At 67.5% G+C, this 16,517-nt stretch carries 19 protein-coding genes; 16 read left to right on the top strand and 3 right to left on the bottom strand.

The genetic code is table 11. From position 1 onward, the window contains the following. Window positions 1-78: 78 nt before the first annotated feature. Window positions 79-960, top strand: a complete 882-nt coding sequence (locus AC1VXD_RS11995; RefSeq protein ID WP_482992223.1) for a PhzF family phenazine biosynthesis protein — start codon at window positions 79-81, stop codon at window positions 958-960. A gap of 73 nt (window positions 961-1,033) precedes the next feature. Here AC1VXD_RS11995 and AC1VXD_RS11990 read toward each other — a convergent pair whose 3' ends face one another. Next, window positions 1,034-1,465, bottom strand: a complete 432-nt coding sequence (locus AC1VXD_RS11990) for an OsmC family protein (RefSeq protein ID WP_108768081.1) — start codon at window positions 1,463-1,465, stop codon at window positions 1,034-1,036. A gap of 370 nt (window positions 1,466-1,835) precedes the next feature. Here AC1VXD_RS11990 and AC1VXD_RS11985 point away from each other — a divergent pair, with 370 nt between their 5' ends. The 4 genes from AC1VXD_RS11985 (at window position 1,836) to AC1VXD_RS11970 (ending at window position 4,085) form a co-directional block, all read left to right on the top strand. Beyond that, the gene (locus tag AC1VXD_RS11985; RefSeq protein ID WP_108768080.1) at window positions 1,836-2,234 is read left to right on the top strand and encodes an HU family DNA-binding protein; all 399 of its coding nucleotides are present in this window, start codon (window positions 1,836-1,838) and stop codon (window positions 2,232-2,234) included. A 268-nt stretch (window positions 2,235-2,502) separates the two neighbouring features. Next, a complete protein-coding gene (locus AC1VXD_RS11980) occupies window positions 2,503-2,811 on the top strand; it encodes a DUF3861 family protein (RefSeq protein ID WP_482992222.1) in 309 nt (102 codons plus the stop codon). 56 nt (window positions 2,812-2,867) lie between these two features. Then, the gene (locus AC1VXD_RS11975) at window positions 2,868-3,410 is read left to right on the top strand and encodes a hypothetical protein (protein WP_482992221.1); all 543 of its coding nucleotides are present in this window, start codon (window positions 2,868-2,870) and stop codon (window positions 3,408-3,410) included. Window positions 3,411-3,488: 78 nt separating this feature from the next. Beyond that, entirely contained in the window at window positions 3,489-4,085 is a 597-nt protein-coding gene (locus tag AC1VXD_RS11970) for a YceB family lipoprotein (RefSeq protein ID WP_108768077.1), read from the top strand. A gap of 192 nt (window positions 4,086-4,277) precedes the next feature. On the opposite strand, the gene AC1VXD_RS11965 is transcribed toward AC1VXD_RS11970, so the two are convergent. Both AC1VXD_RS11965 and AC1VXD_RS11960 read right to left on the bottom strand, forming a co-directional pair. Beyond that, window positions 4,278-4,820: a type 1 glutamine amidotransferase domain-containing protein gene (locus AC1VXD_RS11965; RefSeq protein ID WP_482992220.1), complete on the bottom strand. Its 543-nt coding sequence runs from the start codon at window positions 4,818-4,820 to the stop codon at window positions 4,278-4,280. Window positions 4,821-4,994: 174 nt separating this feature from the next. Further along, window positions 4,995-5,462, bottom strand: coding sequence for an SET domain-containing protein (locus AC1VXD_RS11960; protein WP_108770630.1), 468 nt, complete (start codon window positions 5,460-5,462; stop codon window positions 4,995-4,997). A 220-nt stretch (window positions 5,463-5,682) separates the two neighbouring features. On the opposite strand from AC1VXD_RS11960, the gene AC1VXD_RS11955 reads away from it, so the two are divergent. The 11 genes from AC1VXD_RS11955 to AC1VXD_RS11905 all read left to right on the top strand — a co-directional run bounded on the left by AC1VXD_RS11955 (window position 5,683) and on the right by AC1VXD_RS11905 (window position 16,426). Further along, window positions 5,683-6,138: an SUF system Fe-S cluster assembly regulator gene (locus AC1VXD_RS11955; RefSeq protein WP_482992219.1), complete on the top strand. Its 456-nt coding sequence runs from the start codon at window positions 5,683-5,685 to the stop codon at window positions 6,136-6,138. Window positions 6,139-6,155: 17 nt separating this feature from the next. Further along, window positions 6,156-7,631, top strand: coding sequence for a Fe-S cluster assembly protein SufB (sufB, locus tag AC1VXD_RS11950; RefSeq protein WP_482992218.1), 1,476 nt, complete (start codon window positions 6,156-6,158; stop codon window positions 7,629-7,631). Between the two features lie 73 nt (window positions 7,632-7,704). Beyond that, window positions 7,705-8,469 (top strand): Fe-S cluster assembly ATPase SufC, encoded by a 765-nt coding sequence (sufC, locus tag AC1VXD_RS11945; protein WP_482992217.1) that lies wholly within the window; start codon window positions 7,705-7,707, stop codon window positions 8,467-8,469. Further along, window positions 8,469-9,731, top strand: a complete 1,263-nt coding sequence (sufD, locus tag AC1VXD_RS11940) for a Fe-S cluster assembly protein SufD (RefSeq protein ID WP_482992216.1) — start codon at window positions 8,469-8,471, stop codon at window positions 9,729-9,731. The genes sufC and sufD overlap by 1 nt, the downstream gene beginning before the upstream one ends. Continuing rightward, a complete protein-coding gene (locus tag AC1VXD_RS11935) occupies window positions 9,728-10,984 on the top strand; it encodes a cysteine desulfurase (protein WP_482992215.1) in 1,257 nt (418 codons plus the stop codon). The genes sufD and AC1VXD_RS11935 overlap by 4 nt, the downstream gene beginning before the upstream one ends. Before the next feature lie 80 nt (window positions 10,985-11,064). Next, a complete protein-coding gene (locus tag AC1VXD_RS11930; protein WP_482992214.1) occupies window positions 11,065-11,715 on the top strand; it encodes a transposase in 651 nt (216 codons plus the stop codon). Between the two features lie 46 nt (window positions 11,716-11,761). Next, a complete protein-coding gene (locus AC1VXD_RS11925; RefSeq protein ID WP_482992213.1) occupies window positions 11,762-12,301 on the top strand; it encodes a GNAT family N-acetyltransferase in 540 nt (179 codons plus the stop codon). Continuing rightward, a complete protein-coding gene (locus tag AC1VXD_RS11920) occupies window positions 12,298-12,630 on the top strand; it encodes a non-heme iron oxygenase ferredoxin subunit (RefSeq protein WP_079220947.1) in 333 nt (110 codons plus the stop codon). Before AC1VXD_RS11925 ends, AC1VXD_RS11920 begins: the two co-directional genes overlap by 4 nt. 224 nt (window positions 12,631-12,854) lie before the next feature. Next, window positions 12,855-13,256: a hypothetical protein gene (locus AC1VXD_RS11915; protein ID WP_482992212.1), complete on the top strand. Its 402-nt coding sequence runs from the start codon at window positions 12,855-12,857 to the stop codon at window positions 13,254-13,256. Window positions 13,257-13,371: 115 nt separating this feature from the next. Then, on the top strand, window positions 13,372-15,696 hold the full coding sequence (locus AC1VXD_RS11910) for a catecholate siderophore receptor Fiu (RefSeq protein ID WP_482992211.1): 2,325 nt from the start codon (window positions 13,372-13,374) through the stop codon (window positions 15,694-15,696). A 52-nt stretch (window positions 15,697-15,748) separates the two neighbouring features. Next, the gene (locus AC1VXD_RS11905) at window positions 15,749-16,426 is read left to right on the top strand and encodes a Fe2+-dependent dioxygenase (protein ID WP_482992210.1); all 678 of its coding nucleotides are present in this window, start codon (window positions 15,749-15,751) and stop codon (window positions 16,424-16,426) included. The last annotated feature ends 91 nt before the right edge of the window (window positions 16,427-16,517 follow it).

The following is a 16,517-nucleotide window of genomic DNA, read 5'->3' as shown; positions in this document are numbered from 1 at the left end:
TCATCGGTAGCGCCGGGCCACGCCCGGCGGCATGCCCGCGCGCCGCCTCACCGTCCTTTTTCTCCGGAGTTTCCCCTGATGTCCGCACGCCGTTTCCTGCAACTGGATGTGTTCTCGCCGCGCGCCGGCGCCGGCAATCCGCTGGCCGTGGTGCTCGATGCCGAGGGCCTGGACGACACTGCCATGCAGGCCATTGCGCGCTGGACCCGGCTGCCGGAAACCACCTTCGTGTTCGCGCCGCAGACCGCTGGCAGCAGCTACCGGCTGCGCATGTTCAGCCCGCAGAAGGAGGTCCCCTTCGCCGGCCATCCCAGCGTCGGCACCGCCCACGCCGTGCTGCAGGCTGGCCTGGCCGCGCCGGTGGAGGGCGTGCTGATGCAGGACGGCATTGCCGGACCGCTGCCGCTGCAGGTGATCGGCGAAGGCGCCGCACAGCGCATCGCCATCCGCACCCCGCGCGCGCAACTGGCCGAAACCGCGCAGGCCGATGATCCGCGCCTGCAGGCCGCGTTGCAGGGCTGGCCGTTGGGCGCACTGCCGCCGGCACGCATGCAGGGTGGCCGCAGCTGGTGGGTGGTGCAGGTGGCCGATGAAGCCGCGCTGCGTGCGCTGCAACCGGACTGGGACGCGGTCGCCGCGCTGGCCGAATCCACGGACAGCATGGGCGTGTTCGCCTATGCGTTCAGCGATGGCAGCGGCGAAGGCTTCGACCTGGCCGTGCGCGCCTTCGTCGGCAACGGGCGGCGTTTCGAGGATGCCGCCTCGGGTGCGGCAAATGCCGTGCTTGCCGCGTGGCTGGACCTGCGTGGCGCGCTGCCGCGCGGCCGCGAGCCGTATGAAGTCAGCCAGGGACGCGAGGTCGGCCACGATGCGCGGCTGACCCTGCGCGTGGATGAGGACGGCGAGGTGTGGTCCGGCGGACAGGTGCAGACGGTGATCAGCGGCACCATTGATTGGTGATTGCGATGGGGCGCCGGGCGATGCCCGGCTCCGTTACGCTTCGCTCGCCGGGCATGGCCCGGCGCTACCTCCCTCAGCCCAGCTCGGCTTCCAGGCTGATCGGCACCGCGCTCAGTGCCTTGGACACGGGGCAGTTCTGCTTGGCGTCATCGGCGATCGCGCGGAACTGCGCGGCGTCGATGCCCGGTACCACGGCCTTCACCTTCAGCCGGATCTGCGACAGCTGCGGGCCACCTTCCATCGACAGGTCGACCTTGGCTTCGGTATCCAGCGAGGTCGGTGTAAACCCGGCGTCACCCAGCTTGGCCGACAACGCCATGGTGAAGCAGCCGGCGTGTGCGGCGGCGATCAGCTCCTCCGGGTTGGTGCCCTTCTCGTCGCCGAAGCGGCTGTTGAAGCCGTAGCGGGTCTTGTCCAGCAGGCCGCTCTGCGGCGTGTTCAACTGGCCCTTGCCCGACTTCAGGTCCCCTTCCCAATGCGCGGTGGCGTGTCGCGAGATTCCCATGTGCTGCTCCTGCGTGGCGGTGATGAACGGCCACCCTCGCACGATGCGCGTTAGCTCTGCGTCGCCCCGCCGCAGGCAATGCGGCTGTCCCGGGCCGGCGCGCTGGACATTTCCTCGCCAGCACTAAACGGATTTTTCCCTTGTTTTCAGCGGTTTCGCGCAGCTCCTGCTTTCCGTGCCGCGTATTGCGCGGTGCAGCGCAGGCCCCGTTTTCCTGCGTCCGGACATGTACTCAATCGGCCTGGGCATGAAAAAACATGCACTTTCCGCGCTCCGGGCTATTGGCGGCGCCCGAGAGTTGCCCTACATTGCGCTTGCCGACGGGGTTCGGCGCCGACCACACAACCAACCGTTCACGGAACAGGAAACCATGGCAAAGACCGCTAAGAAGGCTGCCCCGAAAAAGGCAGTGAAGAAAGTCGCGACGAAGGCTGCCGCCAAGCCGGCCGCTCCGAAGCCGATCAAGGAAGTGCTGACCAAGTCGGGCCTGGTTGCACACATCGCAGAAGCGTCCGGCGTTGTCGCCAAGGACGTGCGCGCGGTGCTGGCCTCGCTTGAAACCGCCGTTGCTTCCTCGGTGCACAAGAAGGGCGCTGGCTCGTTCACCCTGCCGGGCCTGCTGAAGATCTCGACCGTCAGCGTGCCGGCCAAGCCGAAGCGCAAGGGCATCAACCCGTTCACCAAGGAAGAGCAGTGGTTCGCTGCCAAGCCGGCCACCACCAAGCTGAAGGTGCGCCCGCTGAAGAAGCTGAAGGACGCCGCGCTCTAAGCGCGCGCCCAACGGCATCTTCCGACGGGACGGCGCAGGCCGTCCCGTTTTTGTTTGCGCCGGCGCCATGGCCCCGCGCAAACCGCAACACAGCGTTTCCGCGCACACACCGTCCCCGCCGACAGCCGCACCAGTATTGGCTGTGGCCCGGTTTTTCCGTGTCGGAAACGGACCGGGTGGAACACTGCGTGCAGCCCCGGCCGTCGCCGCCGGTCGCGGCCTTGCCTATGGTGGGCACATCCCTCCAGACTCAGGCGAGCACACCTTCATGGCCAGCCCCTCCACCCGCTACCGGATCTCGGTGACCCCGATCGAAAAGGACGGGCACCCGTGCACCGGGCGCTGCACCATCGAACTGGAACATCGCGCCAGCCGCGACCTGATGCGCCTGCTGGAAAGCGCCCCGCGCACGGCCGGCCTCAGTGGTGACGAGCGCGCCACCCTGGTGGTCGCCACCCAGCTCCTGCGCGATATCGTGCAGCGCCACGCCGACACCGACGGCCACGCGTTGGCCGCCGTGGCGGCGCAGGTGCTGCCGGCACTGGACGCACTGGAACAGCTGCCTACGTCGCGCTGATCCGGACGCTGCCGATACACTGCCCTCCTCCCGGTTGCCTCGGGGAGGAGGCAGACATGCGCAGTGCCCTGATGTTGATGATGACGGTGACCCTGCTGGGCTGTTCCAGGCAGACGCCGTCCGATGATGCCGCCGCCGTGCCGCCGCCCGCCCAAGCGCCAGCGGCCGAAGCAGGCCGTCCGGCTGCCTCACCCGACGCAGCCACCGTCGCATCGCCGGCCCTCGATCCGTTGTACGGCGCGGTCGCCGCGGATGGTGAAACACCTTCCCGGCTGCTCAACCGCTATGTGCTGGACCTGCTCAACCACAACAAGGCCGGCATCGATGCTGCCTGGGCCATCGCCCCGCCCGACGCGCGGCGTGCTGACGATGCGGCACTGCGCCTGCTGCCGGACGTGCGCAACCTGCGCCTGGACAGCGACTCCGCCGTGCCCCGCGATCAGCAGCAGCCGCCGCGCCTGCTGGAGGTCCCGGTGCGCATCCGCGCCTCCACCGGCGAGGGCGTGTTCCGCTACCACGGCTGGTACCGGGTGCAACCCCGTGCCGATGGCCAGGGCTGGCAGATCCAGGCGGCGCAGCTGCAACCAACGCTGGACTGAACCGTTGCAGCGGCATGCACGCAGGATTCAGCGTGCAAAGCTACTCTGTAGCCCTCATTCATCGCCTTGGTCACCGCCATGCGCCTGCGTTCCCTGATGACCCGCCTTGCCGCGTCCACCGTGCTGATCGCCGCCGCGATCGGTGCGCAGGCGGCCCCCTCGATTTCCGGGCGCGAACTGGCGGTTGGCGCCAGCGACGTGCAGCAGTACCTGGACGGCAGCTTCCCGCGGACCCAGGATGCGCTGGGCGGCCTGATCGCATTGACCATGAGCCACCCGCAGCTGAGCCTGCCGGCCGGCGAACGCCTCGACCTCGGCATGGACCTGGCACTGGCCACCGCCGGCGGCACCCCGACCAATCTGGGCAAGGTGAAGCTCAGCAGCGGCCTGCGCTATGACGCACAGACCCAGGGCTTCCACCTGCAGGACCCGACCGTGGATGACTTCACCCCGGCCAGCCAGGGCGGTCGCCTCGACTCGCGTACGCGCGGCCTGCTCAACGCTGCGCTGAGCGATTACGCCCGCCGCGAGCCGATCTACAAGCTGGACCCGGCCGTGGCCGGCGTGCTGGGCGCGCTGCAGGTGCAGTCGGCACAGGTCAAGAACGGCAAGCTGGTGGTCACCTTCAACCAGAACCTGGGCAACCTGGTGCCGGCCGGCCTGCTCGGCAAGTAAGGTAGCGCCGGGCCATGCCCGGCGGCTTCTGATGATCCCGCGCTCCGCGCTCGCCGGGCATGGCCCGGCGCTACCGCATGTCGCACCGGTTGGACCCGGCCTTCTCGGTAAATAAGGTAGCGCCGGGCCGTGCCCGGCGGCTTCTGATGATCCCGCGCTTCGCGCTCGCCGGGCATGGCCCGGCGGCACACCTCAGGCAGCCAGAGCTTTGACCACCGCCTCGCTGAAGGCCGGAATATCGTCCGGCTTGCGGCTGGTGATCAGGTTGCCGTCCACCACCACCTCGGCATCACGCCAACGTGCGCCGGCATTGGCCAGGTCCTGCTGCAGCGACGGCCACGAGGTCACCTCTCGCCCCTGGGCCAGCCCGCTGTTGATCAGCAGCCACGGACCGTGACAGATCGCGGCCACCGGCTTGCCGGCATCGGCCACGCTGCGGATGAAGCCCAGCGCCGCCTCGTCAGTGCGCAGGGTGTCGGGGTTGATGACCCCACCAGGCAGCACCAGCGCATCGAAACGCCCGGCATCGGCCTCGGCCAGCGCCAGGTCCACCGCTACCACGCCACCCCAGTCCTTGTCCTTCCAGCCCTTGATGCTGGCCTCCTGTGCAGGGGAGACCACGGTGACGATCGCGCCCTGCGCTTCCAGCAGGCGCTTGGGTTCGATCAGTTCGGACTGTTCAAAGCCGTGGGTCGCGAGGATGGCGACCTGCTTGCCGGCGATACGCTGTGCCATGTCGTGTGCTCCATGAAAGGGAGCGCACAGTGTCGACGGACGGCCATTGCACGGCGGTGACCCGGTCGTGCACGCCAGGTGGAGAGCGACTTGGTAGCGCCGGGCCATGCCCGGAGTCTGGTTACGCCCGCGCTTGGCGCTCGCCGGGCACGGCCCGGCGCTACCAATTACCCGTCAGCGCTTGGGCTGCAGCATCGTGCCGGTGCACTTGGGCGAACCGCAGCGGCACTCCCAGATCTTCTTCAGCTTGGCGGTGTGGCGCTCGGCCAGCACGATGCCGTAGTTGTAGGTCAGCTCCTCGCCGGCGGTGATGTCGCGCAGCGCTTCGATGAAGACCTTGTCGCCACGACTGTCGCCGTCCTCGTCTTCCTCTATCACCGCCTCGCAGTTCGGGTCGCAGCTGTGGTTGATCCAGCGTGCGTCGTTGCCCTTGTAGTTGGCGTCGATCACCCAGTCATCGTTGAGGGTGAACAGGAAGGTATGGCCACTTTCCACGTCACCGCTGTCGTCGGCATCGACGTCGCCGTGGCTGCGCAGCAGGCCCTTGTACTGGATCACGCGCTCGCCCTGCTTGATCGGGGCCACGGCGAACACGCCGTTGCCATGGATGGCGGACTTGCGGGCTTGGATCTTCTTGGGCATCGGCAAGGGTGGGTCTGCAGCGAAAGGAACCCCGATTCTCACTCATTCCGGGTGATTGCGAAAACAACCCGCATGCCGCAGCATTACGCCCCGGTCGCCCCCGGTGCGTTGTTCCCGGCGGGCCGACAGGCGCCCCCAGCGCTGGCTGAATGGCCGGGTTGGATGCTGGTGAAGAAAAGCGTACAATTTCAGTCCGCTTTAAGAACCGCTCGCATCCCCCATGTTGCGCGTCACCAAACTCACCGATTACGCCACCGTCGTGCTGACCGTACTCGCCGCCCGCCCGGGTGAAGTGCTGAGTGCGACCGAGCTGGCCGAATTCACCGGTCTGGAACCGCCCACCGTCAGCAAGGTGCTCAAGCCGCTGGCCCAGGCCGGCCTGGTCGAAGGCCTGCGCGGTGTCCGCGGCGGCTACCGGCTGACCCGCCCGTCCGTCGAGATCTCGCTGTTCGAGGTGGTCGAAGCGATGGAAGGGCCGCTGGCCCTCACCGAGTGCAGCCACGACCACCACCAGTGCAACATGGCGCCCAAATGCGGCGCACGCAGCAGCTGGCGGCTGATCAACGACGTGGTTTCCGAGGCCCTGCGCGATGTCACCCTCGCCCAGATCCTGCCCCCCCTTCCCTTTGTCGATGACGAACAGCGCCGCACCATCGCTGTCGACGTCGTCTCCTGATCCGTAGGCAGCCCCCCATGGCCACCGAAACCATCGAAACCGTCGCCCACGACGACACCCCCAACCGCGAGATCCACGAGCAGCTCGGCCGCAAGTACTCGGCCGGCTTCATCACGGAGATCGAATCGGACTCCCTGCCGCCAGGCCTGGACGAGGACACCATCCGTACCCTGTCGGCCAAGAAGGAGGAGCCGGAATGGATGACGCAGTGGCGCCTGGACGCCTACCGCCACTTCCTGACCATGCCGATGCCCAACTGGGCCAAGCTGCAGATCGCCCCGATCGACCTGCAGGCGCTCAGCTACTACTCCGCGCCGAAGGGCCCGAAGTACGCCTCGCTGGATGACGTGCCGAAGGAACTGCTGGATACCTACGACAAGCTGGGCGTGCCGCTGCACGAGCGCGCCAAGCTGGCCGGCGTGGCGGTGGACGCGGTGTTCGACTCGGTGTCCGTCGGTACCACCTTCCGCAAGGAACTGGCCGAGAAGGGCATCATCTTCTGCTCGATGTCCGAGGCCATCAAGGAACACCCGGACCTGGTGCGCCAGTACCTGGGTACCGTGGTGCCGGTGGGCGACAACTACTTCGCCGCGCTCAACTCGGCGGTGTTCTCCGATGGCAGCTTCGTGTTCATTCCCAAGGGCGTGCGTTGCCCGATGGAACTGAGCACTTACTTCCGCATCAACGCCGGCCACACCGGCCAGTTCGAGCGCACCCTCATCGTGTGCGAGGACAAGGCCTACGTCTCCTACCTGGAAGGCTGCACCGCGCCGATGCGCGACGAGAACCAGCTGCACGCCGCGGTGGTCGAACTGGTCGCGCTGGAAGATGCGGAGATCAAGTACTCCACCGTGCAGAACTGGTACCCGGGCGACGAAAACGGCGTCGGCGGCATCTACAACTTCGTCACCAAGCGTGCCGAATGCCGTGGTGCGCGCAGCAAGGTCACCTGGACCCAGGTCGAGACCGGTTCGGCCATCACCTGGAAATACCCGTCCTGCGTGCTGCTGGGCGACGATTCGGTGGGCGAGTTCCACTCGGTGGCGCTGACCCACCACCGCCAGCAGGCCGACACCGGCACCAAGATGATCCACGTCGGCAAGCGCACCAAGAGCAAGATCGTCAGCAAGGGCATCAGCGCCGGCCGTGGCCAGAACACCTACCGCGGCCTGGTCAGGGTCGACCGCAACGCCGATGGCGCGCGCAACTACACCCAGTGCGATTCGCTGCTGATCGGCAAGCAGTGCGGTGCCCACACCTTCCCCTACATCGAGGTGAAGAACCCGGGCGCCACCGTCGAGCACGAGGCCACCACCTCGAAGATCTCCGACGACCAGCTGTTCTACTGCCGCGCGCGTGGCATCAGCCAGGAAGACGCGGTGTCGATGATCGTCGACGGCTTCTGCAAGCAGGTGTTCCGCGAACTGCCGATGGAATTCGCAGTGGAAGCCAAGAAGCTGCTGGAAGTCTCGCTGGAAGGTTCGGTGGGCTGACCGCCTGCCCCTGCCCCTCGCAAACGCATTCTCTTTATCGGCGGGCCGCGGCCCGCCCACGGAAATCCCCACCATGCTGAAGATCGAAAACCTCCACGCTCGCATCGGCGACAAGGAAATCCTCAAGGGCCTGTCGCTGGACGTGAAGCCCGGCCAGGTGCACGCCATCATGGGCCCCAACGGCGCCGGCAAGTCCACCCTGGGCAATGTCCTGGCCGGCCGTGACGGCTATGAAGTGACCGAAGGCAGCGTGCAGTTCGAAGGCAGCGACCTGCTCGACCAAGACCCGGAAGCGCGCGCCGCCGCCGGCCTGTTCCTGGCCTTCCAGTACCCGGTGGAAATCCCGGGCGTGAACAACACCTACTTCCTGCGCGCGGCCCTGAATGCCCAGCGCAAGGCGCGCGGCCAGGACGAACTGGATTCCATGCAGTTCCTGAAGCTGGTGCGGCAGAAGCTGGCCGTGCTGCACCTGAAGGATGAACTGCTGCACCGTGGCGTCAACGAAGGCTTCTCCGGTGGCGAGAAGAAGCGCAACGAAATCTTCCAGCTGGCCGTGCTCGAGCCGAAGCTGGCGATCCTCGACGAAACCGATTCGGGCCTGGACATCGACGCGCTGAAGAGCGTGGCCGACGGCGTCAACGCGCTGCGCGCGGCCGACCGTTCGTTCCTGGTCATCACCCACTACCAGCGCCTGCTGGACTACATCAAGCCGGACGTGGTGCACGTGCTGGCCGATGGCCGCATCGTCAAGACCGGCGGCCCTGAACTGGCCATGGAACTGGAAGCGCACGGCTACGATTTCCTCAAGGATCGTGTGGTGCGCGAGGCGGCGGTCTGATGAGCGCCCTGCTCGACTCGATGGCCCAGGCCTTCTGCGGCAACGATGCACGCCGCGAAGTGCTCGACACGGTGCTGCGCGATGGCCTGCCGGCCGCCCGCAGCGAAGCCTGGAAGTACACCTCGCTGCGCCAGCTGGAGCGCCGCGCCTTCGCCGCCGCGCCGCTGTCGCCGCCGGTGCTGGATGCGGCCGTGCTGGAAGACATCCCGGCGCCGCGCCTGGTGTTCGTCAACGGCCGCCTCAGCGACGCACTGAGCGACACCCACGGCCTGCCGGCCGGCGTGCAGCTGGAACCGCTGTCCTCGGCGCTGGCCGCCGGTGAGGATGCCGCGCGTTTCCTCGGCCGCCGCTACGAGCGCAGCGACGAAGTGTTCGCCCGCCTGAATGCCGCGCTGGCCGATGAAGGCGTGGTGCTGCGCGTGGACGAAGGCGTGCAGGTCGAGGTGCCGCTGCAGCTGGTGTTCGCCAGCGTCGCTGGCGAGACCGACCTGGCCTGGCACCATCGCCACCTGATCGAACTGCGTGCCGGCGCCAGCCTGGGAGTGGTCGAGCACCGCTTCAGCGTGGGCGACTCGGCGCACCTGGACAACACCGTGCTGCACGTCCACATTGCGCGCGATGCCGTGCTTAAGCACGCCCGCGTGCAGGCCGGCAGCGCGCGCCAGACCAGCTTCCTGCGTACCGATGCGGTGCTGGCACGCGATGCCCAGTACCACCGCGTCGACCTGGAACTGGGTGCCGCACTCAGCCGCCACGAACTGAACGTGCGCCTGGAAGGTGACAACGCCCAGCTGACCGCCAACGGCGTGCTGCTCGGCAATGGCCGCCGCCACGTCGATACCCGCCTGGGCATCGACCACATCGCCCGCGATACCAGCAGCGAGCTGCTGTGGCGCGGCGTGGCCGCCAACCGCAGCCGCGTGGTGTTCCATGGTGGCATCCAGATCCGCGAAGGCGCCGACGGTACCGACGCGAACCTGTCCAACAAGAACCTGCTGCTGTCGGCCGACGCCGAGATCGACACCCAGCCGGTGCTGGTGATCGACGCCGACGAAGTGAAGGCCGCCCACGGAGCCACGGTCGGCCAGCTCGATGCCAACGCGCTGTTCTACCTGCGTTCGCGCGGCCTGCCGCAGCCGCAGGCACAGGCACTGCTGAGCGCCGCGTTCTGCCATGAGCCGCTGAAGGTGCTGCCCGAGGCCCTGCGCGAGCAGCTGGCACGCCGCCTGGACAAGGCCCTGGCCGAGGCAGGTGTGGCATGAACCTGTCCACGCCGCGCCCGATCGAATCCCCCGCCGGCACCCCCGACTGGGACCGCGTCCGCCTCGACTTCCCGCTGCTGATGCGGGAAGTGCACGGCAAGCCGCTGGTGTATTTCGACAACGCCAACACCGGCCAGAAGCCGGTGCAGGTGATCGGCGCGGTGGACGAGTTCTACCGCCGCTACAACGCCAACGTCAGCCGTGCCGTGCACGCGCTGGGCACCGAGGCCACCGACGCCTACGAGGCCGCCCGCAACAAGCTGGCGCGCTTCCTCAACGTGCGCAGCAACGAGCTGGTGCTGTGCAGCGGCACCACCTTCGCCATCAACCTGGTGGCGTATTCGTGGGCGCTGCCGCGGCTGAAGGCCGGTGATGTCATCCTGGTCTCGCGCATGGAACACCATGCCAACATCGTGCCGTGGCAGCTGGTTGCCCAGCGCACCGGCGCGACCCTCCGCGTGGCCGAGATCACCCCCGATGGCGCGCTGGACCTGGATGCGCTGCGCAAGGCGATGACCCCCGAGGTCAAGCTGCTGGCCGTGGCCCACGTCTCCAACGTGCTGGGAACGGTCAACCCGGTGCGCGAGATCTGCCGGGAAGCGCGCAAGCGCGGCATCGTCACCGTCGTCGATGGTTCGCAGGCCGTGCCGCACCGCAAGGTCGACGTGGCCGCGATCGGCTGCGACTTCTACGCCATCACCGGCCACAAGATGTGCGGCCCGACCGGCACCGGCGTGCTGTGGGCACGCCGCGAGCACCTCGACGCCATGCCGCCGTTCCTCGGCGGTGGCGAGATGATCAAGGAAGTCAGCTTCGACGGCACCGTGTTCAACGATGCCCCGCACAAGTTCGAAGCCGGCACCCCGAACATCGCCGGCTTCATCGGCCTGGGCGTGGCCGTGGATTACCTGCAGGGCCTGGGCCTGGAGCACGTGGAAGCGCGTGAGGCCGAGCTGCTGGCGCACTTCACCGAAGAGCTGCACAAGGTCGATGGCCTGCGCATCCTCGGCGAAGCACCGGAAAAGGCCGCCGTGGTGTCCTTCCTGATCGACGGCGCGCACGCGCACGACCTGGCTACCCTGCTGGACCTGGAAGGCGTGGCCGTGCGTTCAGGCCAGCACTGCGCACACCCGCTGCTGCAGTACTACGGCGTCGCGGCGACCTGCCGTGCCTCCCTGGCGTTCTACAACACGCACGCCGAGATTGAGCGCTTCATGACCGCACTGACCAAGGTGCGCAAGCTGCTGGGCTGAGCCCGCGCAGCGGGGAAGGCGGGGTCAGGTCCCTTTCGCACCGCGAAAGGGCTCTGACCCCTTGGCTTCCGGAGACACCCATGCCACGGCCGCGTCGTATTGATGCCCCCGGCTACCCGCAACACATCGTGCAGCGCGGCAACAATCGCCAAGCCGTTTTCTTCAGCAACCGTGACCCTGCGCTTTATCTGGGCCTGCTTCGCGACTGCGCGAACGAGCATCACTGCAGGGTTCACGCCCATGTGCTCATGGGCAGCCATGTCCATCTGCTGCTGACGCCCGACGCCCCCGGCGGGATGTCACGGATGATGCAGGCGGTGAACCGCATCTACGTGCGCCATGTAAATGGGCGCGAGCGCCGCACTGGCAGCCGCTGGGGAGGACGTTTCCATTCCACAGTGATTGATACGGATCGGTATCTGCTCGCCTGCCAGCGCTACATCGAGCTCAACCCGGTGCGGGCGGGGATGGTTGCGCATCCCGGGGACTATCGCTGGTCGAGCTATCGTGCCAATGCACAAGGCCGGGCGAATGCGTTGCTCGCGCCGCATTCGGCATTTGAGCTCATTGCCGCTGATGCGGAATCGCGGCGCAGACGCTATGTGGAATTCATCGAGCAGGGTGTTCCAGCGGGTGACCTGGCGGCGATACGGCGGGCGTTGCAGTCGCAGCGGGGGGTGACGGAGACGCTGGAGGGGTCAGAGCCCTTTCGCGCTGCGAAAGGGATCTGACCCCGGACCATTTTGCGGGCGCCCCCGCCCCACCTAGAATGGCGGCATGAGCACCCTGACTTTCCGTGCCGCCACGCCGGCCGACATCCCCGCCCTGATCACCCTGGTCACCTCGGCGTACCGCGGCGACGCCAGCCGTGCCGGCTGGACCACCGAGGCCGACCTGCTGGACGGCGCCCGCATCGATGCCGAGGGCATCCAGGGCGACCTGGACCGTCCGCGCTCGACCATCCTGCTGGCTGAACGCGAGGGCCGCCTGGTGGCCTGCGCCCACGTCGCCGATGTCGACGGCAAGGGCTATTTCGGCATGTTCTCGGTCGACCCGGCCCAGCAGGGCGGTGGCGTCGGCAAGCAGCTGATGGAGGCGGCCGAAGCCCATGCCGCGCGCGAGTGGAACGTGCCGGTCATGCAGATGACCGTGATCGATGTGCGTGACGAACTGATCGCCTTCTACGAGCGCCGCGGCTACCGGCGCACCGGTATCAAGAAGCCGTTCCCCTATGGCGACGAGCGCTTCGGCATTCCCAAGCGCGACGACCTGCGCTTTGAAATCCTGGAAAAGGCGCTGGCCGGGGCTTCGGCATGAGCGAGGCCTGGACCTTCGTCTGCGCCGGCGCCGAGCTGCTGCCCGGCGAAATGAAAAGCGTGTTCGATGAAGTGACCGGCACGCCGATCGTGGTGTTCAACCTCGACGGCGAGCTGTATGCGCTGGAAGACCAGTGCACGCACGAAGAGTTCGAGCTGTCCTCGGGCGAGTTCAACACCGCCGAAGGCAGCATCGAGTGCGTGCTGCACGGCGCGCGCTTCGATGTGCGTGACGGCCGCGCCCTGTGCGCCCCGGCCTACACCGCCGCGCCCAAGTTCCCGGTGAAGCGCGAACACGACGCCATCTGGACCCGCGACGACCGCGAGTGACCCGGGGGGGGGGCGCGCATGCCCCCGCCGCCGCCGCCCTGCCGACCGTCATCCACCCATGGGGTGGATCTACTGGTGCGCGCAGCGCGCGCTTGAGCCGCCGTTCCGTCCCCGCTACCCGCCCCCGCGAGCCCCCAGCATCCTGTCAAACTCGCAGATGCGAATCATTATCGTTGATGTTATCCTTCGGGCCGACTTCGTAACGGTTTGTAACGAGCCGCACCATGGCTTCGCCTTCAGCCACCGCCACGCTGTGCCAGCCCGCCCGCCAGGGGTGGGCGCTGCTCGTCGCCGCGCTGCTGACGCTGTGGCTGGGGTGGTCGGCACTCAATGAGGGGCGCGATGTCCTCACGGACGTCACCCTGCAGCCCTCTGCGGCGGCGCTGGATGCCCACGCCAGCGAACCGCCAGGCGAATCACCGCCACGCGAGCCTGTCGCACCGCGCATCGAGTCCGGGGCAGAGGGTGGCCATGACGATGGCACGCCCCTGCTGCATCGCCTGTGCCTGCTCGTTCCAGCGTCGGGCCCGCAGACCCTGCGCGTGCCTGTGCGCAACGTGGCCCCGGTGCACCTTGCAGCACGCCGTCAGCCCCCCTCGCATGCACCACCCGCACTGCTGAGCTGAGCCGCCCGCCGGCCCGTCTGTCACACCCGCGCCTCCGCGCCAACCATCCCCACGCCTTCTGTCCCGTCGACCACCGTGCCGACGGGCTCTTCCCGCATCCGGCAAAGCCCATCCCATGACCTCGATCAAGAGCCGCAAGCACGCCTCTCCGCTTCGTTCACTGCCCCTGGCCACCGCCAGCCTGGCCGCCGGCCTCGGCCTGGGCGCGCTGCCCGCCGTCGCCATGGCAGACGCCACCGACAACGCCCGCACGCTGGACAAGATCGACGTGCATGCCACGCGCGGCTACAAAGCCGACAAGGTCGCCTCGCCGAAGTTCACCCAGCGCCTGCAGGACACACCGCAGACCATCCAGGTCATAACCAGCGACCTGTTCAACCAGCAGGGCGCCACCACCCTCACCGAAGCGCTGCGCAACAGCCCGGGCGTGGGTACCTTCTATGCGGGTGAGAACGGCAACACCACCACCGGCGATGCGCTGTTCATGCGCGGCTTCGACACCTCCAACAGCCTGTTCGTCGATGGCATCCGCGACCTGGGCTCGATCTCGCGCGATGTCTTCAACATCGAACAGGTGGAAGTTACCAAGGGGCCAGCCGGCACCGACAACGGCCGCTCGGCGCCCACTGGTGCGATCAACCTGGTCAGCAAGCAGGCCAACCTGCAGGATGCGACCTCGGCCAGCGTATCGCTGGGCAGCGACCAGCAGCGCCGCACCACCGGTGATTGGAACCAGTCGCTTGGGGCGACCAGCGCGCTGCGTATCAACGGCATGTGGCAGGACAGCGACCAGCCTGGCCGCGACCACGTGCAGAACAAGCGCTGGGGCATCGCCCCGTCGCTGGCCTTCGGCCTGGGAACCGCCACCCGCTATTACCTCAACCTGCTGTATGTGAAGCAGGACAACGTGCCCGATGGCGGCGTGCCGACCCTGGGCCTGCCGGGCTGGGCCCCGCAGCCGACCCTGGAAGCGCTGGCCGGACATCCGGTGGACCCGCAAAACTTCTACGGCACCCGCGCCGACCACGACGACGTCACTGCGAAGATGGCCACGTTCCGCTTCGAGCATGACTTCAACGACAGCGTGCGCCTGACCAACACTGCCCGCTGGGGCCGCACCGAACAGGACTACCTGCTCACCGCCTTCATGGGCACCGGCGTGCGCGGCGCCAACGGCCGGCCGACCGGCAACATCACCTATACCAACGCAGCGGATCTTTCGACCTACGCGATCGCGCGCAGCCTGCCAACCTTCAAGGACCAGCGCAACACCATCCTGACCGACCAGCTGAACCTGCGCGCCGACTTCAATACCGGCGCGGTGGGCCACGCCCTCAGTGCCGGACTGGAGTTCACCCGGGAAGAACTGGACAGCTACGGCCAGGCCGCCACCGGTGGCAGCAGCTGGCCTGCCGCGAACCTGTACAACCCCGATTGGAACGTGGGTGGCCTGAGCTGGGCACACAACGGCGCCGATGCCCACGGCAAGACCACCACCTCGGCGATCTACCTGTTCGACACCCTCTCCTTCGGCGAGAGCTTCCTGCTGACCGCCGGCGTGCGCGCCGACCACTACCGCACCGAGTACACCAGCGCCTCGGTGTGTGGCGGCCGCGCCGGTCCGGTCTGCGGCAGCAACCCGACCGGCACCGTGCTGCGCAATCCCACGCTGGAAGCCTCCGATACGCTGCTGAACTGGAAGCTGGGTGCCCTGTACAAGGTCGGTGAAACGGTCAGCGTCTACGCCAACTACGCCATTTCGCAGCAGCCTCCGGGCGGTGCCAACTTCCAGCTGAGCAGCTCGGCCAGCAGCGCCGACAACCCGAAGCTGGATCCGCAGAAAGCCAAGACCTTCGAAGTAGGCAGCAAGTGGGGCTTCCTCGATGATTCGCTCGCGTTGAACCTGGCCCTGTTCCAGACCGACGTGGACAATGAGATCAACACCACCGTGCTCGACGACGCCGGCAACCCCACGCAGACGGGCAGCAAGCGGGTCAAGGGCGTGGAGCTCTCCGCGGTCGGTCGCCTGACCGACAACTGGTCGATCACCGCCGGCTACAGCCACCTGGACACCGAGGTGAAGGAAGGCGCCAAGGTCGCTGCGGATGGCACCACCAACCTCACCTACACGCCGTCCGACACCTTCACCGGCTGGACCAGCTACAGCCTGCCGTTCGGCCTGACCCTCGGCGGTGGCGTGCGCTACGCCGGCGGCATGCACCGCGGTACCGACGGTGCCGTCGGCACCCCGGCGTTCACCAAGTCGTACGTGGTTTACGACGCGGTGGTGTCCTGGGCGATCAACGAGAACGTGTCGCTGCGCTTGAACGGCTACAACCTGTTCGACAAGCAGTACGTGGCCAGCATCAACAAGAGCGGCTACCGTTACACCCCGGGTGCCCCGCGCACCTTCCTGCTCAGCGCGGACGTCCGTTTCTGAAGGCCACGGCGCGGGGGAGCCGGACTCTCCCGCGCATCAACGAGGAACCCGCATGCTGCTGCACATCCCCAACGTGCTGGTACCCGAAGAGGTCAGCCAGATCCGCCAGCAGCTGGACGCGGCGCCATGGGCCGACGGGCGCGAAACCGTCGGTGCCCAGGGCGCGCAGGTCAAGCACAACGAACAACTGCCCGATGCCTCGCCGCTGAAGGCAGAACTCGGACAGCGCGTACTCGCCGCACTGGGTCGCAGCCCGTTGTTCTTCGCTGCAGCGCTGCCGCTGAAATGCCTGCCACCCCGCTTCAACCGCTACAGCGGCGGCGGCACCTATGGCTTCCACGTCGATGGCGCGGTGATGAACCTGGCCCACGGTGAACAGCTGCGCTCGGACATCTCCTGCACCCTGTTCCTGTCCGCGCCGGAGGAGTACGACGGCGGCGAGCTGGTGATCAGCGATACCTACGGCGAGCACGAAGTGAAGCTGCCGGCCGGCGACCTGATCGTGTACCCGTCCAGCAGCCTGCACCAGGTCAACCCGGTCACCCGTGGCGCGCGCGTGGCCTCGTTCTTCTGGGTGCAGAGCATGGTCCGCGACGATGTGCAGCGGCGTCTGCTGTGGGAGATGGACACTTCCATCGAACGCCTGCGGCAGACCGGCGGCGATGCCGGCGCGGTGCTGCAGCTGACCGGCGTGTACCACAACCTGCTGCGGCGCTGGAGCGAGGTCTGAGGCCTGCGCCGCGGCCCTGCGACACTTTCGCAATAATTCTCATTTGCACCCGCTAACAGCTCTCATTACAATCACGCCCCGTTGACGTCGG

This window comes from Stenotrophomonas sp. STEN054 (genome assembly GCF_056854535.1).
The sequence above is the reverse complement of the archived record's forward strand: the minus strand, read 5'-3'. Positions and strand labels throughout refer to the sequence as shown.